The organism is Rhodococcus sp. HNM0563, from assembly GCF_012726195.1.
Classification (GTDB): domain Bacteria; phylum Actinomycetota; class Actinomycetes; order Mycobacteriales; family Mycobacteriaceae; genus Rhodococcus.
Map to the genome: position 1 here is coordinate 1 of NZ_JAASAF010000009.1, position 26,704 is coordinate 26,704.

Consider the following 26,704-nt stretch of genomic DNA (forward strand, 5'->3'; position numbering starts at 1 on the left):
AACGCCGACGACGACTCCACACCACGATCCCGACGCCACCGCACCAACGCCAACCCCAACGCCGCCACCAGACCATCAGCGACACCACCACGGAACAACGACGGCACCGAAGTCAGCAACGCCTCGGTGTCCGAGGCGGGCACGCTGACGTCGAAACGCTCCACGGTGGACGCGGTGTCCACGGACGGATCGAACGGCCGCTCGCCGAGCAGCGGATCGGGTCCCTCGAGAATCTGTTCCCAGAGCCCCAGTTCGTCGCGGTGCAACGGTGCCGCCTCGACGAGACCGTGAGCCCAGCGCCGCAACGACGTCCCGACTGCGGCAAGCTCGACCCTCTCCTGTCCGGAGACGATCTGCCCCCACGCAAGACCGAGATCCGGCAACAGGATTCGCCATGACACACCGTCGACCACGAGGTGATGGGCAACGACGGCGAGCACACCGGCACGCCCGGCCGAACCGAAGTCGAACCACACGAACTGCAGCATCGCCCCGGCGAACGGGTCGAGTCGGCCGAGGGCAGCGTCGATCTCACGTCCGGCGAGGGCGGTCAGGTCCTCGTCGCTGATGTCGGCGGGAGCCTCTACGCGGGTGAGGAGGGATCCTGCCTCCACGTCACCGGCACCGCGCACGCGGAAGGTGATGCCGGCGTCGTCACGGTCGAGGATCGACCGAAGCGCATCGTGGTGATCCACCACGGCACCGATCGTCCGCTCGAGCACGTCCGCGGTGATGTCCTGTGGAAGGGTCACGGAGACGAACTGGGAGAACCGGTCGACGCCGCCGGGCCAGCCCAGCACCTCACGCATGATCGGCGTCAACGGAACATCACCGACACCACCACCGGGCAGTTCCTCGAGCCGCACGAGGTCCTGGGACTCGTCGCTGCGAACAGCAACCTCGGCCAGCCCCGCTACCGAACGCCGCTCGAACACATCCCGCGGCGTGAACACCACACCCCGAGCCTTCGCCCGCGACACCAACTGAATCGACACGATCGAATCACCACCGAGCGCGAAGAACGACTCGTCCACACTCACCTTCTCCAAGTGCAGAACCTCCGCGAACACCTCCGCAATGATCTCCTCGACCTCACTACCGGCACCGCGATACTCACGCTCTTCGAACACCGGCTCCGGCAACGCATCACGATCCAACTTGCCCACCGGCGTCAACGGCACCTCATCGAGTACCACCACCGCAGACGGCACCATATGCGGCGGCAACGACCGAGCCACGAACTCCGTCAACCCCGCCACATCCACAGTCCGACCCGCCGCAGGCAACACATACGACACCAACACTGTCGCACCCGACGCCGTCGAGCGACCGAGCGTTGCGGCAAAATCGACGGTCTCATGTGCCGCCAGGGCTGCGTCGATCTCGCCGAGCTCGATACGGAATCCGCGCACCTTCACCTGGAAGTCGCTGCGCCCCACGAACTCCAGCTCGAGACGATCCTCGGCCGCACGCCACCGCACCACATCACCGGTGCGGTACATGCGTGAGCCGTCCGGGCTGTAAGGATTGGCAACGAACATCTCGGCGGTGAGAGCGCTGCGGCCGTGATAACCGCGGGCAAGAGCAGCGCCGGCCATGTACAGCTCACCGGCGACGCCCTCCGGGACGGGACGCAGCCGCGTGTCGAGCACGAGTGCGGACACCCCGTGAGTGGGATGACCGATGGTGATCGGACGCCCCGGTTCGAGCCGCGCGAACGACGAGATGATCGTCGTCTCGGTGGGTCCGTACCCGTTGAAGTACTTACGTCCCGGTGCCCACTTGGCGAGCAACTCCGGTGTGGTGACGTCGCCACCGACCGACGCGACCTCGAGACTGTCGATACCCGTCGGATCCATCGTCCCGAGCACCGCCGGGGTGATGATCGTGTGCGTGACCCGTTCGGTGCGCAGCAACTCCGCGAGATCGGGGCCACCGATGATCGTCGACGGCACGATGACCAGCGTCGCGCCGCTCGTGAACGCCGCCATCCACTCGAGCACCGACGGATCGAAGCTCGGTGAGCAGATGTGCAGGAACCGATGACCGGCGCGCAGGTGGTACAGCTCGACAGCGGTGTCGACAACCCCGCCCAGACCCTGGTGTGTGACGACGACGCCCTTGGGGCGGCCCGTCGAACCCGAGGTGTAGATGACGTAGGCCGGGTGGAACAGCGACAGCGGACGCACCCGGTCGGAGGCGCCCACCGGCAGCGCCGACTGCCCTTCGAGCTCACTGGTGAACGTCGAATCGTCGAGCACGATCCAGTCGGAGTCCCCGGGTAGTCCGTCGAGGTAGTTCGAGGACGTGATACCGAGGACCGCGCCGGAATCGGCCAGCATGTACCGCACACGGTCGACGGGATACGTGGGGTCGACCGGCAGGTGCGCGGCACCGGCCTTCGCAATCGCCCACACGCTCAGGACCATCCCGTACGACCTCGGGTACGACACCGCGACGATGTCCTCCGGGCCGACGCCTCGTCCGATGAGGATGCGCGCGAGCCGCGACGAGGTCTCGTCGAGTTCGCGGTAACTGATCGAGCGACCCTCGTAACGGACCGCGGTGGCGTTCGGATCCAGCGTGACCGCCGCTGTGAGGATATCGGCGAGGGTCCCACCCGCTCCGACGTGATCCCCGTGGACGTGCGTGAGCCGGCCGAACTCGTCGCCGCCGAGCAGCGGGAGATCCCCGACCGGCGCCTGCGGATCAGCGAGGATACCGGAGAGCAGCAGCTCGAACCGATGCGCGAACTGTTCGACAGTACCGTGATCGAACAACGCACTCGCGTAGGAGAACTCGGCCGATATGCCGGCAGGTGCGCCGTCCTGCCCGATGCCCTCGCGCAGCGTGAGCGACAGGTCGAACTTCGCCGTGTCCACCTCGAAGGGCACCCCGGCCACACTCAGCTCCGGAAGTTCGAGTCCTGCGGACGGCAGGTTCTCGAACGACAGGGCCACCTGGAACAGGGGGTGCCGCGCCGTCGACCGCTCGGGCTCGACGATCTCGACGAGCCGCTCGAACGGGATGTCCGCGTGGGCGAACGCCTCGAGATCGATCTCACGGACCCGCGCCAGCAGGTCGGTGAACGGCTCGCCCGCCTCGACACGGCTCCGCAACACCAGGGTGTTGACGAACATGCCGATCAGGTCGTCGAGTTCGGACTCACCGCGACCCGCGATCGGAGTGCCGATCGCCACGTCGTCGGAGTCGGACATGCGCGCCAGGAAGATCGCCAGCGCAGTGTGGACGACCATGAACATCGTCGTGCCGGTCCGGCGGGCCAACGCAGCCAGTTCACGATGCGTGGACGCGTCGAGCGCGAACTCGACCCGGCCACCGGCGAACGACTGCACCGGTGGACGTGGACGGTCCATCGGCAGATTCAGCTCGTCCGGAATACCGGAGAGCGCACGCTTCCAGTACTGGGCCTGCGTCGACAGCAGGCTCTCCGGATCGTCCTCCGAGCCGAGAACCTCACGCTGCCACAACGCGAAGTCCGCGTACTGGACCGGAAGCGGAGCCCAGGCAGGTTCTTCGCCGTTCGTACGGGACACGTACGCGGCCATGACATCACGCGTGAGCGGCGCCATCGACCAGCCGTCGGCACTGATGTGATGGACGACGAACACCAGCACGTGATCCGAACCGGACCTCCCCAGCCTGTACAGCACCGCACGCAACGGAACCTGTGTCGTCACGTCGAACCCAGCGCCCACGATCTCCAGGATCCGTGCGGGCAGATCCGCTTCGTCGACCTGCACCGCGTCGAGGTTCGGCATCGCCTCATCCACCGACAGGATCTGTTGGTAGGGACGACCGTCGTCCTCCGGGTAGATCGTGCGGAGCACCTCGTGCCGATCTAGCAGATCACGCACGGCCGCCTGCAGCGCATCCACGTCGAGGGCACCGGTCAGACGCACTGCCACAGGCAGATTGTCGGCGCTCGACGTCGCGTCGAAGCGGTTGAGGAACCACATGCGCTGCTGTGCAAGCGACAGCGGCACCCGATCCGGGCGCTGCTGCGGCACCAACGGTGCCCGGCGCGTCGACCCCGCGTGCTGCTCTGCCTGCGCCGCGAGGGCATGCACCGTCGAGGACTCGAACAGCACCCGCACCGGGATCCGAACGTCGAGTGCCGACCCGAGTCGCGCGACGAGTTGCGTCGCGATCAGTGAGTTCCCGCCCAGCGCGAAGAAGTCGTCGTCGAGGCCGACACGTTCGATTCCGAGGACATCGGCGAAGGTCGTCGCAACGATCTCCTCGATCGGTGTCGTCGGAGCCCGGAACTCGCGCGCTTCGAACGTCGGAGCGGGAAGCGCCTTGCGGTCGAGCTTGCCCGACGTGTTGAGCGGGAACTCTCCGAGCACGACCAACGCGGACGGCACCATGTACGCAGGCAGTGTCTCCGACACGAACTCGACGAGTTCGCCGGTGTCGATGTTCCGTCCCGGTACCGGCACGACGTATCCGGCGAGCTGGTCGCCGGTGGGTGTCTGCACCACCAGTACCGCGGCCTGGTTCACCGAATCGTGGGCAAGCAACGCGGTTTCGATCTCGCCGAGCTCGATGCGCTGGCCACGGAACTTCACCTGGAAGTCGGTGCGGCCGATGTATTCGAGTTCACCGTGCTCGTTCCACGTCACGAGGTCGCCCGTGCGGTACATCCGATCACCGGAGTCACCGTACGGGTTCGCGACGAACCGGTCCGAGGTGAGATCCGGGCGACGCACATAACCGCGTGCGAGCTGGACCCCCGCGAGGTAGAGCTCGCCCGGGACACCGACGGGAACCGGTCGGAGCCGGCCGTCGAGGACGTACGCCTGCACGTTCCATTCCGGGACACCGATCGGCACCACGTCGACCGAATCCGCTGCCGGTGCCTGCCAGTAGGTGGCGGACACGGCGGCTTCCGTGGGTCCGTACAGGTTGTCGATGTCCGCAGAGATGATCCTGCGGACGCCGTCGATCGTCTCGGGCGGCAGGGCCTCACCGATCACGAAGATGTCGCGCAGAGTGCGGCATTCTTCGGCGTCGGCGTGGGCCGCGAATACCGTGAGCATCGACGGCACGAAGTCGGTGATCGTGACCTGCTCGCGTGCAATGACCTCGGACAGGTACGCGGGGTCGCGGTGCCCTTCCGGGGTCGCGATCACGAGTCGGGCACCCACGCTCAACGGCATGAAGAAGCCCCACAGCGACACGTCGAAGGTCGTGGCGGTCTTCTGGAAGTACACGTCGCTCGAGGTCATCTCGAACTCGTCCAGCATCCATTCCGTCTGGTTGACGATCGCGCGGTGCGTCACCGCGACGCCCTTCGGACGTCCCGTCGAACCGGACGTGAAGATCGCGTAGGCGGTGTTGTCGGGACGCAGCGGTGCGATCCGGTCCACATCGGTGACCGGTGCACTCGAGGTGTTCGACAGATCGAGCACGTCGATGGCGATCGACCGGATACCGAGATCCGACGGCACCTCGAACTCGTCGCGGGCCGTGGTCAGGATGCACACCGGCTCCGCCGTGTCGAGGATGTGCCGCACGCGGTCGATGGGATGGTCGGGATCGATCGGCACCCAGGCCCCGCCGGCGCGCACGATCGCGTACATGCCCACCATCAGATCGAGAGACCGTCGGATCGCCAAGCCCACCAGCGACTCCGGGCCGACTCCTTCCGCTATCAGGTGTCGTGCGAGGCGTGTGACGCGAGCGTCGAACTCGGCGTAGGTGAGGGAGTCACCTTCGTAGACAAGTGCGACAGCCTCGGGTGTGCGAGCGGCCTGCGCGTCGAAACGGTCGGTGAGCAGCGCCGACGCGTCGAGCTCGTGCGCGGAGTCATTCCAGTCGTGGAGGATCCGGTCGAGTTCCGCGGCATCGAGGAGCTCGATGTCGCCCACATGATTCTCAGGCCGCACGGCAAGCGACTCGAGTGCACGCACGAAGCGGGCAACGAGCGTGGACACCTGATCGCGATCGAAAAGCGCACGCTGATAGCGCAGTTCGACTTCCATGCCCGTCTTGACGTGAACGAACAGGCTCAACGGGTAGTGCGTGGCATCGTGCGTACCGACACCCGTGACGGACATCCCGTCTATCGACGAGGCCTGCTGGGCGAGGCCCTCCTCATCGAGTGGGTAGGACTCGAACACGGTGAGCGTGTCGAAGGCCACCGCGGGACCCGAGGCCCGCTGGATGTCGGTCAGTCCGAGATGGTGGTGTTCGAGCAGCGCGGCCTGTTCGCTCTGCAGACGACCGAGGAACTCGGCGACCGGCTCGTCGGGATCGAAGGACACCCGCACCGGCAGGGTGTTGATGAACAGACCCACCATCGACTCCACGCCGGGCAGGTCTGCGGGACGTCCCGAGACGGTAGCGCCGAACACCACGTCGTCGCGGCCGGTGAGTCGGCCGATCAACACGCCCCATGCGGCCTGCACGAGAGTGTTGACGGTGACGCCCAGGCGCGCCGCGGCGTCGCTGATCGCGGTCAGACGCTGCGCGTCCAGTTCGATCTTGACGCGGTCGTCGCCGTGCGCGCCCGGATGACGGGGCGACTGCGGGGCGAGCAGTGTCGGTTCGTCGAATCCGTCGAATACGTGCGACCAGGCGCCGCGCGAGGCCTCCAGGTCGCGTGTGCCGACCCATTCGAGGAACGAGCGGTACGAACGTGCGCGCGGCAGCATCGACGTATCACCGCGAGTGGCGTACAGGGCCATCAGGTCCTGCATGAGCAACGGCATCGACCAGCCGTCGACCAGCACGTGGTGCGTGGTCACGCCGAGCTGGTAGCGATCACCACCGAGCGAGACGAGCACGAACCGCATCAGCGGTCCGGTGTCCATGACGAACCCGCGGGTCTCCTCGTCGCGCCAGAACGGGACGGTGACGGTCACGCCCGAAGACGCCACCTCCGACGACATGTCGACTGTGCGCCATGGCACCTGCACGTTGTCGAGCACCAGCTGGACCGAGTCGCCGTCGTCGTCGGTGACGAAGACGGTGCGCAGATTCGCATGCCGATCGAGCAGTCCCTGAGCCGCCCGGTGCAGACGGTCCGCGTCGACCGCGCCTTCGAGGTCGAGCACCGCCTGCATCGTGTACACGTCGACGTCATCGTCGGCCGTCATCAGCGCGTGGAACAACAGACCGGACTGCAGCGGCGAGAGCGGCCACACATCGGCCACCGGCCGGTACCGCGATTCCCACCGTTCCAGGTCGGACTGGGTCACATTCACCAGCGGGACGTCGGACGGGGTCAGCCCGCCGGCGTCGGGTGCATCGACGTGGGCGACGAGCGCGTCGAGAGCCGCGCGCCAGTGCTGCGCGAACTCGTCGACATCCTCGCGATCCAACAGTCCGGTGGGGAATGCGATGTTCGCGCCGAGCTGCGGACCCTCCGGCCCGTCGTTCACGATCGCGTTGATGTCGATCGCGGCACTGGCAGGCATATCCGCGTCGAGCGCGGCATCGACCTGGCCGAGTGCGCCGGTGGGCGCCCACCCGATCGCCGCCAACTCCTCCGGCACATCCGCACCGGACACACGCCCCAGATAGTTGAAACTGATCTGCGGCGACTTCGCCACCGCACCCAACCGCACCGACGACTCCCCATCCAGATACCGCAACAGGCCATAACCCATACCCCGGTCCGGAATCGCCAGCAACTGCTCCTTCACAGCCTTGACCGCAGCACCGACCGACACACCACCGGCGAACGCATCATCGACATCGACACCCGACAGATCCACCCGCACCGGATACGCACTCGTGAACCACCCCACCGTCCGCGACAGATCCGCCCCCGGCACCACAGCCTCTTCACGACCATGACCCTCGAACTTCACCAACGCCGACGACGACTCCACACCACGATCCCGACGCCACCGCACCAACGCCAACCCCAACGCCGCCACCAGACCATCGGCGACGCCACCACGGAACAACGACGGCACCGAGGTCAGCAACGCCTCGGTCTGCCGTGAATCCAGTGTCAGCTCGATGCGTTCCACCGTGGAGGTGACATCGACCGCAGGGTCGAAGGGACGATGCGCGAGCAGCGGGTCGGGTTCACCGAGAATCCGCTCCCACAACTCCAGCTCGTCGCGATGCGACGGCGCCGCCTCGACGAGACCGTGCGCCCAGCGGCGCAACGACGTCCCGACCTCGGCGAGCCGTACATCCTGTCCTGCAACGATCTGCCCCCACGCAAGACCGAGATCCGGCAACAGGATTCGCCACGACACACCGTCCATCACCAGGTGATGCGCGACGATCAGCAACACACCCGGCCGGGTGTCGCCGGTGAAGTCGAACCACACGAACTGGAGTACCGAGCCCGATTCCGGGTCGAGGCGCCCGAGCGCGGAATCGAGTTCGCGCGAGGCGATCTCGGTGAGATCGGTATCGGAGATCTCGGCCGCGACCTCGACCCTGGCGATCAGGGACGACGCGTCGACAGTGCCCGTCGCGCGAATGCGCAGTGTTGCCGCGTCGTCGCTCCGGTCGAGGATCGACCGCAGCGCATCGTGGTGATCCACCACGGCACCGATCGTCCGCTCGAGCACGTCCGCGGTGATGTCCTGCGGAAGGTTGACTGCGATGGTCTGCGAGAATCTGTCGAAACCGCCGGGCCAGCCCAGCACCTCACGCATGATCGGCGTCAACGGAACATCACCGACACCACCACCGGGTAGTTCGGCCAACTTCCGCGGCGCATCCGCATCGACACGCGAGGCGACCTCGGCCAGCCCCGCCACCGAACGCCGCTCGAACACATCCCGCGGCGTGAACACCACACCCCGAGCCTTCGCCCGCGACACCAACTGAATCGACACGATCGAATCACCACCGAGCGCGAAGAACGACTCGTCCACACTCACCTTCTCCAAGTGCAGAACCTCCGCGAACACCTCCGCAATGATCTCCTCGACCTCACTACCGGCACCGCGATACTCACGCTCTTCGAACACCGGCTCCGGCAACGCATCACGATCCAACTTGCCCACCGGCGTCAACGGCACCTCATCGAGTACCACCACCGCAGACGGCACCATATGCGGCGGCAACGACCGAGCCACGAACTCCGTCAACCCCGCCACATCCACAGTCCGACCCGCCGCAGGCAACACATACGACACCAACACCGTCGCACCCGACGCGGTCGAACGACCGAGAGTGGTCGCCCAGTTCACGGTCTCGTGCGTGGAGAGCACGGCGTCGATCTCGCCGAGCTCGATACGGAAACCGCGCACCTTCACCTGGAAGTCGCTGCGCCCCACGAACTCGAGTTCGAGACGATCCTCGACAGCACGCCACCGCACCACATCACCGGTGCGGTACATGCGGTCGCCGGCTTCGCCGTACGGGTTCGGGACGAATCGTTCGGCGGTGAGAGCGTTGCGTCGGTGGTAACCACGCGCAAGGGCACGGCCCGCCACGTAGAGTTCACCCGCCATACCGGCCGCGACCGGCCGCAGACGTGAATCGAGCACCAGGGTGGTCATGCCCACGATGGGCTCACCGATCGTGATCGGGCGCTCCGGCACCATCTGCCCGAACGTCGACACGATCGTGGCCTCGGTGGGCCCGTACGCGTTGACGTAGGTCGTGCGCTTCGACCACTCCGACAGCAGTTCCGGCGTGGTGACATCGCCACCGACCGACAGCACCTCGAAGCTGTCGACGCCGTCGGACTCCATCGTCCCCAGCACCACCGGAGTGATGATCGTGTGCGTCACCCGTTCGGTGCGCAGCAACTCCGCGAGATCGGGGCCACCGATGATGGTGGACGGCACGATCACCAACGTGGCACCGAACGAGAAGGCAGCCATCCATTCGAGCACCGACGGATCGAAGCTCGGCGAGCAGATCTGCAGGAACCGCGACTCGGACGTCACGCCGTACAGGTCGGTGACCATGTCCTTCAAACCGGCCAGACCCGAGTGGGTGACGACGACGCCCTTCGGCTGCCCCGTCGAACCCGAGGTGTAGATCAGATAGGCGGGCTGGTGGACGTGAGTGGGGCGCACGCGATCCGTGTCGCTGATCGGTGTGGATGCACGAGCGTCGACCTCAGCGATGAAGTCGGGGTCGTCGACGAGTAGCCATTCCGCGTCGTCGGGCAGACCGGTGGCGTGCTGCGACGACGTGATACCCAGTGCTGCACCGGAATCGGACAGCATGTACCGCACGCGCTCGGCGGGGTACGTGGGATCCACCGGCACATGTGCGGCGCCGGTCTTCGCGACAGCCATGACGGTGACCGCCATGTCGTACGAACGCGGGAACGAGACGGCAACGAAGTCCTCGGCTCCGATTCCCCGATCGATGAGCGTCCGGGCGAGTCTCGACGACGCTTCGTCGATCTCCCGGTAGGTGATCGAACGTCCCTCGTAACGCACTGCGGTGGCGTCGGGATCCATCGTCACACCGAGAGTGAGGAAGTCCGCGAGGGTCTTCGGCTCGGTCAGGACGTCGTGCCCGCGCATGCTGGTGAGCTGCGCGAACTCCTCGTCGCCGAGTAGCGGCAGGTCGCCGACCGGTGTCGCTGTTCCGGCGAGGATGCCGTTCACGAGCCGGGTGAATCGCTCCGCGAACCGCTCGACCGTACCGTGGTCGAACAGTGCGCTCGCATACGAGAACTCAGCGGACAGTCCGCCCGGATCACCGCCGGCGTCGACGTGTTCACGCAGCGTCAGTCCGAGATCGAACTTCGCGATGTCGAGTTCGAACGGCACACCGGACACACTCAGCCCCGGCAGTTCGAGGGCGGTTTCCGGCATGTTCTCGAACGACAGCACCACCTGGAACAGTGGGTGTCGCGCGGTGGACCGCTCGGGTTCGAGTACGTCCACGAGCCGCTCGAACGGAATGTCGGCGTGCGCGAACGCGTCGAGGTCGGCGGTACGCACCCGCGACAGCAGGTCCTCGAAGGTCTCACCGGTATCGACATGGCTGCGCAACACCAGGGTGTTGACGAACATGCCGATCAGGTCGTCGAGCTCACGCTCGCCGCGACCCGCGATCGGCGTGCCGATCGTGATGTCGTCGGAATCGGACATGCGCGCGAGGAACACCGCCAACGCGGTGTGCAGGACCATGAACATGGTCGTTCCGGTCCGGCGGGCCAACGCAGCCAGTTCACGATGCGTGGACGCATCGAGCGCGAACTCGACCTTTCCTCCGGTGAACGACTGCACCGGAGGGCGCGGGCGATCCATCGGCAGGTTGAGCTCGTCCGGGACACCGGCGAGGGTGTCCTTCCAGAATTCTGCCTGAGCCGAGAGCACACTCTCCGGGTCGTCTTCGCTGCCGAGCACCTCGCGCTGCCAAATTGCGAAGTCCGCGTACTGCACGGGCAGCGGCGCCCAGGCCGGGGCCTCGCCCGCCGCGCGGGAAACGTAGGCGGTCATGACGTCGCGCGTGAGCGGTGCCATCGACCAGCCGTCGGAGCTGATGTGGTGCGCGACGAACGCGAGCACATGATCAGTAGCATTCTCCGCGTCGCTTCCGCTGTCGGTCAGTGCGAACAGCGCAACCCTCAACGGAATCTCGGACGTGACGTCGAAACCGGCCGACACGACCTCGCCGACACGCGCGAGGAGGTCGTCCTCGGTGACGACTTCGGCGACGACCTCGGGTGCGGCCTCGGCTGCGGGAACGATCAATTGGTAGGGACGCCCGTCGATCTCCGGGTAGATCGTGCGCAACACCTCGTGCCGCACCAGCACGTCCCGCACCGCATCCTGCAGCGCGGGCACATCGAGTTCACCGGTCAAACGCACAGCGACCGGAATGTTGTTGACCGACGAGTCGGTGTCGAAGCGGTTGAGGAACCACATGCGCTGCTGCGCGAGCGACAGCGGCACCATGTCCGGACGCGACTGCGGTACGAGTGGCGTCCTCGAGTCGGTGTCGGCATGCTGCTCCGCAGCGACAGCGAGCGCACCGACAGTCGGAGAGTCGAACACGATACGGACCGGTACGCGGGCACCCAACGCTGTGCCGATACGCGAGACCACCTGCGTTGCAAGCAACGAGTTGCCACCGAGTTCGAAGAAGTCGTCATCGACCCCCACCCTCGACACACCGAGCACGTCCGCGAACACACCCGCAACGATCTCCTCGACCGGTGTACGCGGCGCCCGGAACTCACGCACCTCGAATACCGGCTCCGGCAACGCCTTACGGTCGAGCTTGCCATTCACATTCAACGGCAACCCGTCGAGCACCATGAACGCAGCGGGCACCATGTACGACGGGAGGCGGGAGCCCAGCGCCGTCTTCAGCTCGGCCGTATCGAGTTCCACGCCCGCCACCGGCACCACATACGCCACCAACTGCGCACCGGTGCGCTCGTCCTCACGCGCGATCACCGCAACCTCGCGGATGTCGTCCTGCTCGCGCAACGCCGACTCGATCTCACCGAGCTCGATCCGGAAACCACGAACCTTCACCTGGAAATCGGTCCGCGACAAGTAATCCAGCTCACCCTGCGCCGTCCACCTCACCAGGTCGCCGGTGCGGTACAACCGCTCCCCCGCCCCGAACGGTGACGCCACGAAACGCTCCGCGGTCAGATCCACCCGACCGTGATAGCCCCGCGCCAACTGCGCACCCGCAAGATACAACTCACCCGGCACACCCACCGGCACCGGGTTCAGCCGCTCGTCGAGGACGAACGCCCGGGTGTTCCACTCGGGTACACCGATCGACACCGACGTACCGGACGGCGCGATCACCTCACCCGCGGTCACCGACACCGCAGCCTCGGTCGGGCCGTACAAGTTCACCAACCGCGCGGTGTTGTGCTCGACGAAACGCTCCGCCGTCGCCACCGGCAACGCCTCACCGATAGCGAGGATGCGGCGCAGCGACCCGGCCAACCGGCCGTCACCGTCGATCATCAGCGCCTCGAGCATCGACGGCACCACGTGCAACGTCGTCACCCCGTGCTCGGCGATCAATGCGTTCAGATACGCCGGATCCCGATGGCCTTCCGGCGAGGCGATCACCACGCGACCGCCCGACACGAGTGCCGACCAGAACTCCCACACCGACAGGTCGAACGTCGCGACCGTCTTGAGCAACACTGCATCGTCTGCACCGAGGCCGAAGTGTTCTCGCTTCCAGAGCATCTGGTTGACGATCGCCGCGTGCGGAACCGCCACCCCCTTCGGGCGACCGGTCGAACCGGACGTGAAGATCACATACGCGGTGTTCGACGAACGCAACGGCATAACGCGGTCCGCATCCGTCACCGGCTCCGTCGAGAACTCCGACAGATCGGCCGTATCTATCAGCACGGTGGAGACAGAGCTCTCCTCGGGCATGACGAATTCGTCGCGCTCGGTCGTCAGTACCACCGCGGGCGCAGCCGCTTCGACGATGAACGCGTTGCGCTCATCCGGTTGATCCGGATCCACCGGCACGTACACACCGCCCGCCTTGGCGACGGCATACATACCCACTAGTAGTTCGACCGAGCGGCGGATGGCCAGCACCACCGTCGACTCGGGCTCGACGCCCATCGAGATCAGTCGCCGGGCAAGCTGGTTGACACACGCGTCGAAGTCACCGTAGGTCAGCGAACCACCGTCGAACACGAGCGCTGTGGCGGCCGGATCCTCGCGTACCTGCCGGTCGAAAAGATCTACGAGGGTGGCGTCGCCGTCGACCCCGTACGCGGTGTCGTTCCACGACTCGAGGATCCGGGTCTTCTCGACCTGATCGAGCAGGGGCACATCACCGACCGGCATAGCCGCGTCGGCAACCACTGCTTCGAGCACCCGGGTGAGCCGATCGGTGAACTCTGCCACCGTCGACTCGTCGAACAGATCGGTCGCATAGGTGAAGAAACCGGTGATTCCTGCGGCTCGTCCGTCGACGTCGTATCGATCGGTGACGATCAGGTGCAGATCGAACTGCGAGATCGCCATATCTGCGTCGATCCCCGTGATCGTGAGCCCGGGCAGTTCGAGCGACGACTGGGCGAGATTCTGGAACGACAGACCCACCTGGAACAGCGGGTGCCTCGCGGTCGAACGCGCGGGGTTGAGCACCTCGACGAGACGCTCGAACGGAACGTCAGCGTTCGCGAACGCCCCGAGATCCGCCTCGCGGGTCTGCTCGAGGAGTTCAGCGAAGCCCGCTCGACCATCCACACGGGTGCGGAAGACCAGAGTATTCGCGAACATACCGATCAGGTCGTCGAGCTCACGTTCGGCCCGGCCCGCGATCGGAGTGCCGATCGCGATGTCGTCGCTCCCCGACATCCGCGCGAGGAACACTGCAAACGCTGTGTGCAGCACCATGAACAACGTCGTGTTGGTCTGACGGCCGAGATCGGTCAACCGCTGATGCAGATCGGCGTCGACAGTGAAATCGGCACGTGCACCGTGGAACGACTGCACTGCGGGACGCGGACGATCGGTCGGAAGATCCAACTGGTCGGGAAGACCGTCGAGAGCCTTTTTCCAGTAGTCCACCTGCTTGGACGCGAGCGAGCCGGGATCGTCCTCTGATCCGAGCACCGTTCGCTGCCACACTGCGTAATCCGCGTACTGCACCGGCAGCGGCTCCCACGTGGGGACATCTCCTTGGGAGCGCGCCACGTACGCCTGCATGAGGTCGCGGGTCAGCGGGCCCATCGACGATCCGTCCGCTGAGATGTGGTGGACGACGAACGCCAACACGTAGTCCGAATCTCCGACCTGGAAGAGCTTCGCAGCGAGCGGCACTTCGTCGGTGACGTCGAATGTGGTGGCTCCCACGGCGGTCACAGCGCCGATGATCTCGCGTTCGGCCACTCGTACCGGGCGCAGATCCGGAGTGACTTCGGTGGCGGGGACGATCTGCTGGACCGGGCCGTCGACGGACTCCGGATAGTAGGTGCGCAGCGATTCGTGACGTGTGACGACATCCGCTACCGCAGCCTGCAGCGCATCTACATCGAGATCGCCGCTCAGCCGAATGGCCATCGGCACGTTGTACGCAGCCGTGTCGGTGTCGAAACGGTTGAGGAACCACATGCGTTGCTGAGCGGGCGAGAGCGGGATCCGGTCGGGCCGGTGACCGGCTTCGAGCGGCACGCGGATCTCCGTGTCCTGCGACTCGACCACCGCGGCGAGCGCTTCGACCGTCGGCGTTTCGAACAGGGCGCGCACCGGAACCTTCGTGCCGAGCGCAAAGCTCAACCGCGACGCCACCTGCGTCGCGAGCAGCGAGTTACCGCCGAGCTCGAAGAAGTCGTCGTCGAGACCCACTCGGTCGATTCCGAGTACCTCGGCGAACACCGCCGCCACCGATTCCTCCACCGGTGACACCGGGGCACGGAACTCACGAGCCTCGAACACCGGCTCCGGCAACGCCTTCCGATCCAACTTGCCGTTCGCATTCAATGGCAACGCCGGGAGAAGCACGAACGCCGACGGCACCATGTAGGACGGCAGCCCCACTGCCAGGGCAGCTTTCACATCGGCCACCGCGAGCACGACACCCGGCTCCGGCACCACGTACGCAACCAATTGCGCGCCGACCCGTCCGTCTTCACGAGCGACCACCGCCACGTCGCGGACACCGGCCACGTTGTGCAACGCCGACTCGATTTCACCGAGCTCGATCCGGAAGCCACGCACCTTCACCTGGAAGTCCGTGCGCCCCAGATAATCCAACGCACCGTCTGCCGTGAATCGGACCAGGTCGCCTGTGCGGTAGAGCCGCTCCCCCGACCCGAACGGCGACGCAACGAAACGGTCCGCGGTCAGATCCACCCGACCGTGGTAACCCCGCGCCAACTGCACACCCGCCAGATACAGCTCACCCGAGACACCCACCGGCACCGGATGCAGTCGATCATCGAGAACATAGACCCGGGTGTTCCACTCCGGTACACCGATTGACACCGACGTACCCGACGGCTCCACCACCTCACCGGCAGTCACCGACACCGCAGCCTCGGTCGGACCGTACAGGTTCACCAACCGCGCGTCATTGGACGCCACGAACCGCTGCGCCGTCGAAGGCGGCAACGCCTCACCGATCGCCAACACCTGACGCAGGGACGACGACAACTTCCCACTCGACTCGATCATCAATGCTTCGAGCATCGATGGCACCACGTGCAGCGTCGTCACACCCTGATCCGCGATCAGGGCATTCAGGTATGCCGGATCACGGTGCCCTTCGGCGGAGGCGATCACCACGCGCCCACCGGAGACCAGTGCCGACCAGAACTCCCACACCGACAGGTCGAACGTCGCAACAGTCTTGAGCAGCACCGCATCGTCTGCTCCGAGACCGAAGTACTCGCGCTTCCACAGCATCTGGTTGACCACTGCGGCGTGCGGCACCGTCACACCCTTGGGCCGACCGGTCGAACCCGACGTGAAGATCACGTATGCGGCGTTCGACGAACGCAGCGGTGCGCGACGCTCCGCGTCGGCCACCGGCTCTGCGGAGAGCCCCGACAGGTCGACAGCATCGATCTCGACAACGGCGACAGGACGACCACCCGAGGCGCCGGTGAACCCGTCCCGGGTCGTCGTCAACAGCGCGACCGGTGCGGCGGTGTCGAGAATGTACGCGTTGCGCTCGGCCGGCTGAGCGGGATCGACGGGCACATAGGCACCGCCGGCCTTCGCTACGGCGTACATGCCCACGAGCAGTTCCACTGATCTGCGCATCGCCAGCACAGCCGTCGAATCAGGTCCGACTCCGAGTTCGATCAGGTGCCGCGCCAAGCGATTGACCCGGGCATCGAACTCGCCGTAGGTCAGCGATTCACCTTCGAACACCACCGCGGTCGCGTTCGGGTCGCGGCGGACCTGCACGTCGAACAGATCCGTCAACGTCGCGGACGAGGTGACCTCGTGCGCGGTATCGTTCCAGGTCTCGAGGGTCCGGATCTTCTCGGCCGGTTCGAGCAACTCGATATCGCCGACCGGGATCGTCGGGTCCTCGACGACCGCTTCCAGGATCCGAACGAATCGGTGCGCGAATCCGTCGACCGTGGGCTCGTCGAACAGATCGGTTGCGTAGGTGAAGGTGGCGTCGATCTGCTCCGGCGCGCCGTCGTCGTCGTAGTGATCGAAGACGGTGAGCTGAAGATCGGTCTTGGCGAGCTGGAGTTCGAAGTCGGTGGAGCTGACGGTCAACCCGGGCAGTTCGAGCTCCGTGCGCGCCAGGTTCTGGAACGACAGACCCACCTGGAACAGCGGGTTGCGTGCAGTGGAACGGACCGGATTGAGTACCTCGACGAGACGCTCGAAGGGTACATCCGCGTTCGCGAACGCACCGAGGTCCGACTCGCGGGTCTGCTCGAGAAGCTCGTCGAAGCTTGTGCTGCCGTCCACTCGGGTGCGGAACACCAGGGTGTTGACGAACATGCCGATCAGGTCGTCGAGCTCACGCTCACCGCGACCGGCAATGGGCGTACCGATCGCGATGTCGTCCGTTCCCGACAGCCGGGCCAGCAACGTCGCGAATGCGGCATTGATCACCATGAACAGGGTGGCGTTCTTCGAACGCGCGAGGCCTTGCAGCCTGCCGTGGAGTTCGGGCGGGAGGCTGAACTGCAGGGATTCACCGCGGAAGCTCTGACTCGGCGGCCGGGGTCGATCCGAGGGCAGATCCAGCTGGTCGGGCAACCCGTCCAGCGCGCGTTTCCAATGGTCGACCTGCCTCGCGGCGAGCGACTCGGGGTCGTCCTCCGAGCCGAGAATCTCACGCTGCCAAAGCGCGTAGTCGGCGTACTGCACAGGGAGCGGATCCCACCCGGGGGCATCGCCCTGCGAACGCGCCGCGTAGGCCCGCATGAGGTCGCGGGTCAGTGGTCCGACCGATGCTCCGTCGGCCGACACGTGATGGACCACGAGCGCGAGAATATGTTCGTCCTCGCGCACCCGGAAAATACGGACGGCAACCGGAACTTGTTGCGTCACATCGAATGTGGTGGACATGAAGGCAACGATCTCGCGTTCGAGCTCGTCGTCGGTCACGTTCTGGATCGCGAGATCCGGCTCCACCCGATCCATCGGGATCACGACCTGGTGCGGTCCGTCCGGTGAGTCCGGGTACACCGTGCGCAACGACTCGTGGCGTGCGATCACGTCGAGAGCTGCGGCGTGCAGGGCTTCGACATCCAGTTCACCTAGCAGACGCACCGCGATCGGGATGTTGTCGACAGCAGACGACGCAGTGTCGAACTGATTGAGGAACCAGTAGCGCTGCTGAGCCAGGGACAACGGAATCTGCGCGGGCCGTTCGCTCGCCACCAGCGGACGCCGCGGCCCGCCCGCGTCTCCGTGCTCGAGACGAGCCGCGAGACACTCGACGGTCGACGCCTCGAACAGCAGACGCAGCGGCACCGTCGAGTCGAGCGCTGCACCGATTCGCGACACTACCTGGGTCGCGATGAGGGAGTTGCCGCCGAGAGCGAAGAAGTCGTCGTCGAGACCGATGCGGTCGACACCCAAAACTTCCGCGAACACACCTGCGACGATCTCTTCGAGCATCGTCGTGGGCGCTCGGAACTTCTTGACCTCGAAAACCGGATTCGGGAGGGCCTTGCGGTCGAGCTTCCCGGACGCACCGAGCGGCAGAGCGTCGAGCACAACGTAGGTGGCGGGCACCATGTATGCCGGTAGCAGCGACGACAGGTCCCTGCTGACCGCGGCATCATCGAAGGTCGACCCCGAAGCAGGCACGACATATGCGACGAGCTGTTCCTGACGGACCAGCACGACTGCCTGAAACACGTCGTCCCGCTCGAGCAGCGCCGATTCGATCTCACCGAGTTCGATGCGCAGACCACGCAGTTTGACCTGGAAGTCGGTGCGGCCGATGTATTCGAGTTCGCCGTCGGCCTGCCACCTGACGAGGTCGCCGGTCCGGTACAGCCGCTCTCCCGATCCGAGCGGCGATGCGATGAAGCGCTCGGCCGTGAGATCCGGTCTGCGGACGTAGCCTCGGGCCAGTTGGACGCCCGACAGATACAGCTCACCTGCAACGCCCAGCGGAACCGGTCGCAATCGATCGTCGAGGACGAACACCTTCGTGTTCCAGACCGGAGCGCCGATCGGCACAGAGACGGTGTCCGCGTCAGTGACCTCGTGATAGGTCACGTCGACGGCCGCCTCGGTCGGGCCGTAGAGGTTGTGGATTCCGACGGTGGGCAGCGTCGATCGCACGCGGGCGGCAAGGGTTGCAGGAAGCGCCTCACCGGATGCAAAGATGTATCGCAGCGCCGACAACTCCGAGACTGCGGGTTCGGCCGCGAATACCGCGAGCATCGATGGCACGAAGTGCGCCACCGACACCGACTTCTCGCGCATCGTCGACACCAAGTACCGCGGGTCCCGGTGACCATCGGGCACAGCGATCAGGAGACGAGCGCCGGTCTGCAAGGGCCAGAAGAACTCCCACACCGATACGTCGAACGTGAACGGGGTCTTCTGGAACACGACGTCAGCGGGGCCGAGTTCGTACTCACCCTGCATCCAGTGCAGGCGGTTGACGATGGCCTCGTGGGTGACTGCCACACCCTTCGGGCGACCCGTCGACCCGGAGGTGAAGATCACGTAGGCCGTATCGGAGGCGCGCAGCCGGGCGGTACGTTCCGCGTCGGAAAGAGGCCCGGCTGCCTCACCGGACAGATCGAGCGAATCGATCAGTACGATCGGGGCAGAGCCTGGGGCCGGCGCTTCGAAGCCGTCATGCTCGGTGGTCAGCACCACCACGGGCGCCGCAGTCTCGAGAATGTAGGCGTTGCGGTCGCCAGGCTGATCGGGGTCGAGTGGCACGTACGCACCACCGGCCGTGGTGATCGCGTACATGCCGACCAGTAGATCGACCGAACGCCGGATTGCCAGACCTACATGGGCTTCCGGACCAACTCCGAGCGCAACCAGGTGACGTGCAAGACGATGGACACGGTCGGCGAATTGCGCATAGGTGAGCGTCTCGCCGTCGAATTCGAGAGCTATGGCATCCGGCGTGCGCAGTGCCTGAGCTTCGAACAGCTCGACCAGCGTCGACGAGGTGCCCGACGGGTGGTCCGTGTCGTTCCACTCCTCGACCATCCGGGTGCGCTCGTCGGCGTCGAGCAGGCAGACGTCACCGACCGCCACGGACGAATCGGTGACCACCGCGTCGAGGACCCGCACGAAGCGGTCGGCGAACCCGGAGATGGTGGACTCGTCGAACAGGTCGGTCGCGTAGGTCAGACCCACCGAGTACGTTGCCGAACCGTCAGAATCCCGAGCCTCGGTGACGACGAACTGAAGGTCGAATTTGGCTGTGGTGGTGTCGATATCGACGCCCGACACCACGAGTTCCGGGAGTTCGACGCGCTCCGCCGCGAGATTCTGGAACGAGAGCATCACCTGGAACAACGGATGCCGCGCCGTCGAACGCTCCGGATTCAGCACCTCCACGAGACGCTCGAACGGCACATCAGCGTGCCCGAACGCATCCAGATCGCTACCCCGAACCCGGGAAAGCACCTCGTCGAACGACTCACCACCGTCGACGCGTGCCCGCAACACCAACGTGTTGACGAACATCCCCACCACGTCGTCGAGTGCGGCCTCACCGCGCCCCGCGACCGGCGTCCCGATCGCGACATCGTCGGTACCGGCCAACCGTGCCAACAGCACCGACAACGCAGCGTGCACGACCATGAACGGCGTCGCAGCGCGTTCACGTGCGAGACGCAGAATTCCGTCATGGGTGTGTGAGGCGATGGTGAACTCGTATTGGGCACCACCGTTGCTGGCGACGACAGGGCGCGGCCGGTCTGCCGGAAGATCCAGCTGCTCGGGGACACCGGCCAGCGTGTCGCGCCAGAACGCCACCTGCGACGAGAGCACCGAGTCCGGATCGTCCTCCGAACCCAGCACCTCGCGCTGCCACAGTGCATAATCCGCGTACTGCACCGGCAACGGCTCCCACGCGGGTTCGCCGCCTGCGGCGCGCACCGAATAGGCCGTGACGACATCGCGCGTCAGCGGCCCCATCGAGAAACCGTCCGTGGCGATGTGGTGCACCACGAATACCAGTACATGCTCGGATGCCGATAGCTCGAACAGCCGGACGCGGATCGGCACGGTCGTCGACACGTCGAAGCCTGCCGAGATGAGCGACCGCAGATGCGACACCAGATCGGACTCCGAGACCGCCATCGGCGACAGGTCAGGAGCGACCTCCGACACCGGCAGCACCCGCTGATACCCGACACCGTCGACATCCGGATACACCGTCCGCAACGACTCGTGCCGACCCAGCACATCCGACACCGCAGCCCGCAATGCCGCCACATCCAACGACCCCGACAACCGGATCGCCACCGGAATGTTGTTCACCGCAGAATCCGGCTCGAACCGATTCAAGAACCACATCCGCTGCTGCGCCAACGACAACGGCACACGCTCCGGACGCACCTGCGCCACCAACGGCACACGTCCGTCACCACCGGCTCGTTCCACGCGGGCAGCGAGATCTTCGACACCGGACGCTTCGAACAAGGCGCGCACCGGAACGGTGGTCCCCAGTGCTGCGCCGAGGCGGGCCACCACCTGAGTGGCGATCAGCGAGTTGCCGCCGAGGGCGAAGAAATCGTCGTCGAGGCCCACCCGGTCGAGGTCCAACACGTCCGCGAAGACGCCTGAGACGATCTCTTCGATCGGTGTCGTGGGAGCACGGAAACGGCGGGTTTCGAAGATGGGCTCGGGAAGTGCCTTACGGTCGATCTTGCCTGAGGTGCCGAGCGGCATGGCATCGAGCACGACGAATGTCGTGGGGACCATATACGCGGGCAACACCGAGGACAGTGCTTCCTGGGCGCCCACGCTGTCGAACGTATCGCCTTGCGCAGGAACGACATACGCGACCAACTGCTCGTGACGTACGTCGGCTGCCGCCTGGGTTGCGGGGGTGCGTTCGAGGAGCGCCGACTCGACCTCGCCCAGTTCGACGCGCAGACCGCGCAGTTTGACCTGGAAGTCGCTGCGGCCCAGGTATTCGAGTTCACCGGCCGATGTCCACCGGACGAGGTCGCCGGTGCGGTAGACGCGTGCGCCCTTCTGGAACGGTGAGGCCACGAAGCGTTCGGCGGTCAGATCCGGCCTACCGAAGTATCCGCGTGCCACCTGGATACCCGACAGATACAGTTCACCCACCACGCCCGCCGGAACGGGCGCGAGGCGCTCGTCGAGGACGTAGGCACCGGTGTTCCACACCGGCGCCCCCATCGGCACGGAGCCCGCGGTGAGATCACCCACCGGCCGCGCAGTGGCGTGCACGGTGGCCTCGGTGGGTCCGTACAGGTTGTGTAGTTCGGCATCGCTGACGCGCGCGAACTGCTCGGCAACCGACACCGGGAAGGCTTCACCGGCGACCAGGACGACGCGGAGGGACTCGCATTCCTCGCGCGACACAGCACCGGCGAACACCGCGAGCATCGACGGCACGAACGATGTCGCCGTCACGTGCCGCTCGCGAATCACCCGTGCGAGATACGCGGGGTCGCGGTGACCGTCGGGAGTGGCGATCACGAGTCGGGCACCGACCGCCGGAGCGCCGAACAGCTCCCACACCGACACGTCGAAGGTGAACGGCGTCTTCTGCAACACAACGTCGTCGGGGCCGAGGTCGTATTCGGAGGTCAGCCACAGCACCTGGTTGACCGCGGCAGCGTGGGAGACAGCGACACCCTTCGGGCGGCCCGTCGAGCCGGACGTGAACAACACATACGCCGCATTCGGCGAGCGCAGCGGCGACAGGCGATCCGCATCCGTCAACGGCGCATCCGACAATCCCGACACATCGAGCGCGTCGAGTTCGACCGAAGCCACACCGTCGTCAGTGAACCCGTCGAGCGAGGTCGTCAGCACGACGATCGGAGCGGCGGCCTCGAGGATGTAGGCGTTGCGCTCGGCAGGCTGATCCGGATCCAACGGCACATACGCGCCACCGGCTGTGGCGATCGCATACATACCGACCAACAGATCCGAGGATCGACGCACCGCAAGGCCCACCGTCGACTCCGGTCGGACCCCCAACGAAACCAGATACCGCGCAAGACGATTCACACGGGAACCGAACTGCGCATACGTCAGCGTCTCGCCCTCGAACTCGAGCGCCACCGCGTCCGGAGACCGGCGCGCCTGCGCCTCGAACAGTTCCACCAACGTCGACGACTCGACTTCGTGTGCAGTGTCGTTCCACCGCTCCAGCACCAGAGACCGCTCATCAGCGTCGAGCAGATCGATGTCGCCCACCACGATCTGCCGATCTGCGACGACCGCCTCGAGTACCCGCACGAGACGATCGGCGAAAGCAGTCATCGTGGACGCGTCGAACAGGTCGGTGGCGTAGGTGAGGTCGACGAGGTAGCCGTCGGCAGCATCGTCCGACACGGTGACCTGCAGATCGAACTTGGCCACTGAGGTGTCGGCGTCGAGCGCAGACACGGTCAGAGCCGGGAGTTCGAGCGACTCGACGTCGAGGTTCTGGAACGCGAGCATCACCTGGAACAACGGATGCCGCGCCGTCGAACGCTCCGGATTCAGCACCTCCACGAGACGCTCGAACGGCACATCCGCGTGCCCGAACGCATCCAGATCACTACCGCGAACCCGGGAAAGCACCTCGTCGAACGACTCACCACCGTCGACGCGGGTCCGCAACACCAATGTGTTGACGAACATCCCCACCACGTCGTCGAGTGCGGCCTCACCGCGCCCCGCGACCGGCGTCCCGATCGTGACATCGTCGGTACCGGCCAACCGCGCCAGCAACACCGACAATGCAGCGTGCACGACCATGAAGTCGGTGGTACCGGTGCGACGCGCAAGGTCCGCAATATTCGCACGAAGGTCGGATCCGATCGTGAACTGCTGTGCCGCACCGCGATACGATTCCACCAGCGGGCGGGGCCGATCGGACGGCAGATCCAGCTGTTCCGGGGCGCCCGCGAGCGTGTCGCGCCAGAACGCCACCTGCGACGAGATCACCGAGTCCGGATCATCCTCCGAACCCAGCACCTCCCGCTGCCACAACGCATAATCCGCGTACTGCACCGGCAACGGCTCCCAGGCCGGCGCGTTGCCGGCCGAACGGGAGGCGTATGCCGTGACGACGTCGCGCGTCAGTGGACCCATCGAGAAGCCGTCGGCCGCAATGTGATGCAGAACGAGAACCAGCACGTGCTGGGTGTCCGACAGTTCGAACAGCCGGACGCGGACCGGCACCGAAGAGGTGACGTCGAAGCCCGCCGAGACGAGTTCGGTGATCTTCTCGACCACGTCCGACGGGTCGACCGCCACCGGCGACAGGTCAGGAGCGACCTCCGACACCGGCAGCACCCGCTGATACCCGACACCGTCGACATCCGGATACACCGTCCGCAACGACTCGTGCCGTCCCAGCACATCCGACACCGCAGCCTGCAATGCCGCCACATCCAACGACCCCGACAACCGGATCGCCACCGGAATGTTGTTCACCGCAGAATCCGGCTCGAACCGATTCAAGAACCACATCCGCTGCTGCGCCAACGACAACGGCACACGCTCCGGACGCACCTGCGCCACCAACGGCGCACGCCCGTCACCACCCGCGGCGATCGCGGTGTCGATGAGGGAGGACAGTTCGGCTGCGGTGGGCGCGTCGAAGAATTCGCGGACGTCGATGCGCACCTTGTGATCGGCGTTGATTCGCGCCACCACGCGGGTCGCGCTCAGGGAGTTACCACCGAGCTCGAAGAAATCGTCGTCCACACCGAATTTCTCGACACCGAGCGCCTGCTCGAAAGCCGCGACCACGGCGCGCTCGGTCGGCGTACTCGGTGCGCGGTATTCGCGTGCGAGAGAGCTGAAGTCGGGCTCGGGAAGAGCCTTGCGGTCGAGCTTTCCGCTTGCACCGAGCGGGAATTCGTCCATCTCGACGAACAGCGACGGCACCATGTAGTCGGGCAGCCGGTGACGTACTGCATCGGCGAGCTCGGTCCGCTCGATGTGGCTGCCGTCGGTGACCAGGTAGGCGACGAGGTGATCTCCGAGGCCGGGGTCGGAATGCACGACCACCACCGACTGCCGCACACCCGGATGATCGAGCAGAGCGGATTCGATCTCGCCGAGTTCGATACGGAGTCCGCGCAGTTTGACCTGGAAGTCTGTCCGGCCGATGTAGACGAGTCGGCCTGCGTCGTCGAGTACGACAAGGTCGCCGGTGCGGTACATCCGGTCGCCGGGTTCGCCGAAGGGATCAGCGACGAACCGGTCGGAGGTGAGGTCAGGGCGACGGAGGTAGCCGCGTGCAAGCTGTACACCCGCGAGATACAACTCTCCCTCGACACCCGCGGGTACAGGCCGCAGGCCTTCGTCGAGTACGTACAGACCGGTGTCGGCCACCGCGTCACCGATCGGCACGACGGTGTTGTCGGCAGCGGTCGCGAAGTAGGTGACGTCGACCGCGGCCTCGGTCGGGCCGTAGAGATTGTGCAGACCCGCGGAGCTGATCTCGTAGAAGCGGGCGACTGTCTGTGGCGGCAGAGCTTCACCGGATGCGAAAACGTAGCGCAGGGTGGTCACCGATGCCGCGGTGGGTTCGGCGAGGTAGACGGAGAGCATCGACGGCACGAAGTGTGCGATGGTCACGCCCCGGTCGATCATCGTCCGGGCGAGGTAGGCGGGGTCGCGATGCCCGTCCGGGATCGCGATGCAGAGCGTGGCGCCCACCTGGAGGGGCCAGAAGAACTCCCACACCGACACGTCGAACGTGAACGGCGTCTTCTGCAGTACGACGTCGTCGGCGCGCATCACGTATTCGGACTGGCGCCACGCGATGTTCGCGGTGATCGCACGATGTTCGACCGCCACGCCCTTCGGCCGGCCGGTCGAACCCGAGGTGAAGATGACGTAGGCGAGGTGGTCGGCGGTCAACGCGCCGGTCCGCTCGTCTTCCCCGATCGGACCGTCGGCGTAGCCGGACACGTCGAGGGTGTCGATCTCGACGACCGGCACGGTTCCGGGTAGGTCGACGGCATCGCGCGCGGTGGTGACCACCGCGACCGGTTCGGCGATCTCGAGCACATAGGCGCTGCGGTCGGCGGGGTGATCCGGGTCGAGGGGGACATACGCACCGCCGGCCTTGACGATGGCGTACATACCGATGAGCAGGTCGAAGGATCGGCGGATCGACAGACCGACCCGGGTGTCCGGACCGACACCGAGCTCGATGAGGTGACGTGCAAGGCGGTTGGCGCGCGCATCGAACTCTCGATAGGTGAGGGTCTCGCCCTCGAACTCGAGCGCTGTGGCATCAGGGGTTGCCGCGACCTGCGCATCGAACCGCGCAACGAGCGTGTGCGGATCGGCTGTCACGGGGGCAGATGCGTCGTCGCCGAGGACCTCGGATGCATCGGCGAGCAAGGTGTCGACGACTCCCGGCAGGCCGGCACCCCCCAGGAGTCCCGGCGCCACGTTGGACAGCACGACGGGAAGAAGCGCATCGAAGCCGAGCACACCGCCCATTGCACCGTCGAGAGTGGTGATCTCCTGCTGCAGCCCGGCATAGGTGAGCTGCGTGTCACCATCGGAGAGCGCGATGCGGTCGGGGTCGACGTCCACAACTGCGGCGAGCAACCGGGGAAGATCCTCGATCGTCAGCGCCGGCTTGCCCGCCATACCACCCGTCATCTACGTCATCC

Annotated in this window: 1 protein-coding gene; it reads right to left on the bottom strand. The window is 65.9% G+C overall.

Translation table 11 applies throughout. The features are described 5' to 3' along the window. Positions 1 to 26,693: non-ribosomal peptide synthase/polyketide synthase (locus HCA61_RS19745; protein WP_169689913.1), on the bottom strand; the 26,693-nt coding region annotated here is incomplete at its 3' end. Positions 26,694 to 26,704 lie beyond the last annotated feature (11 nt).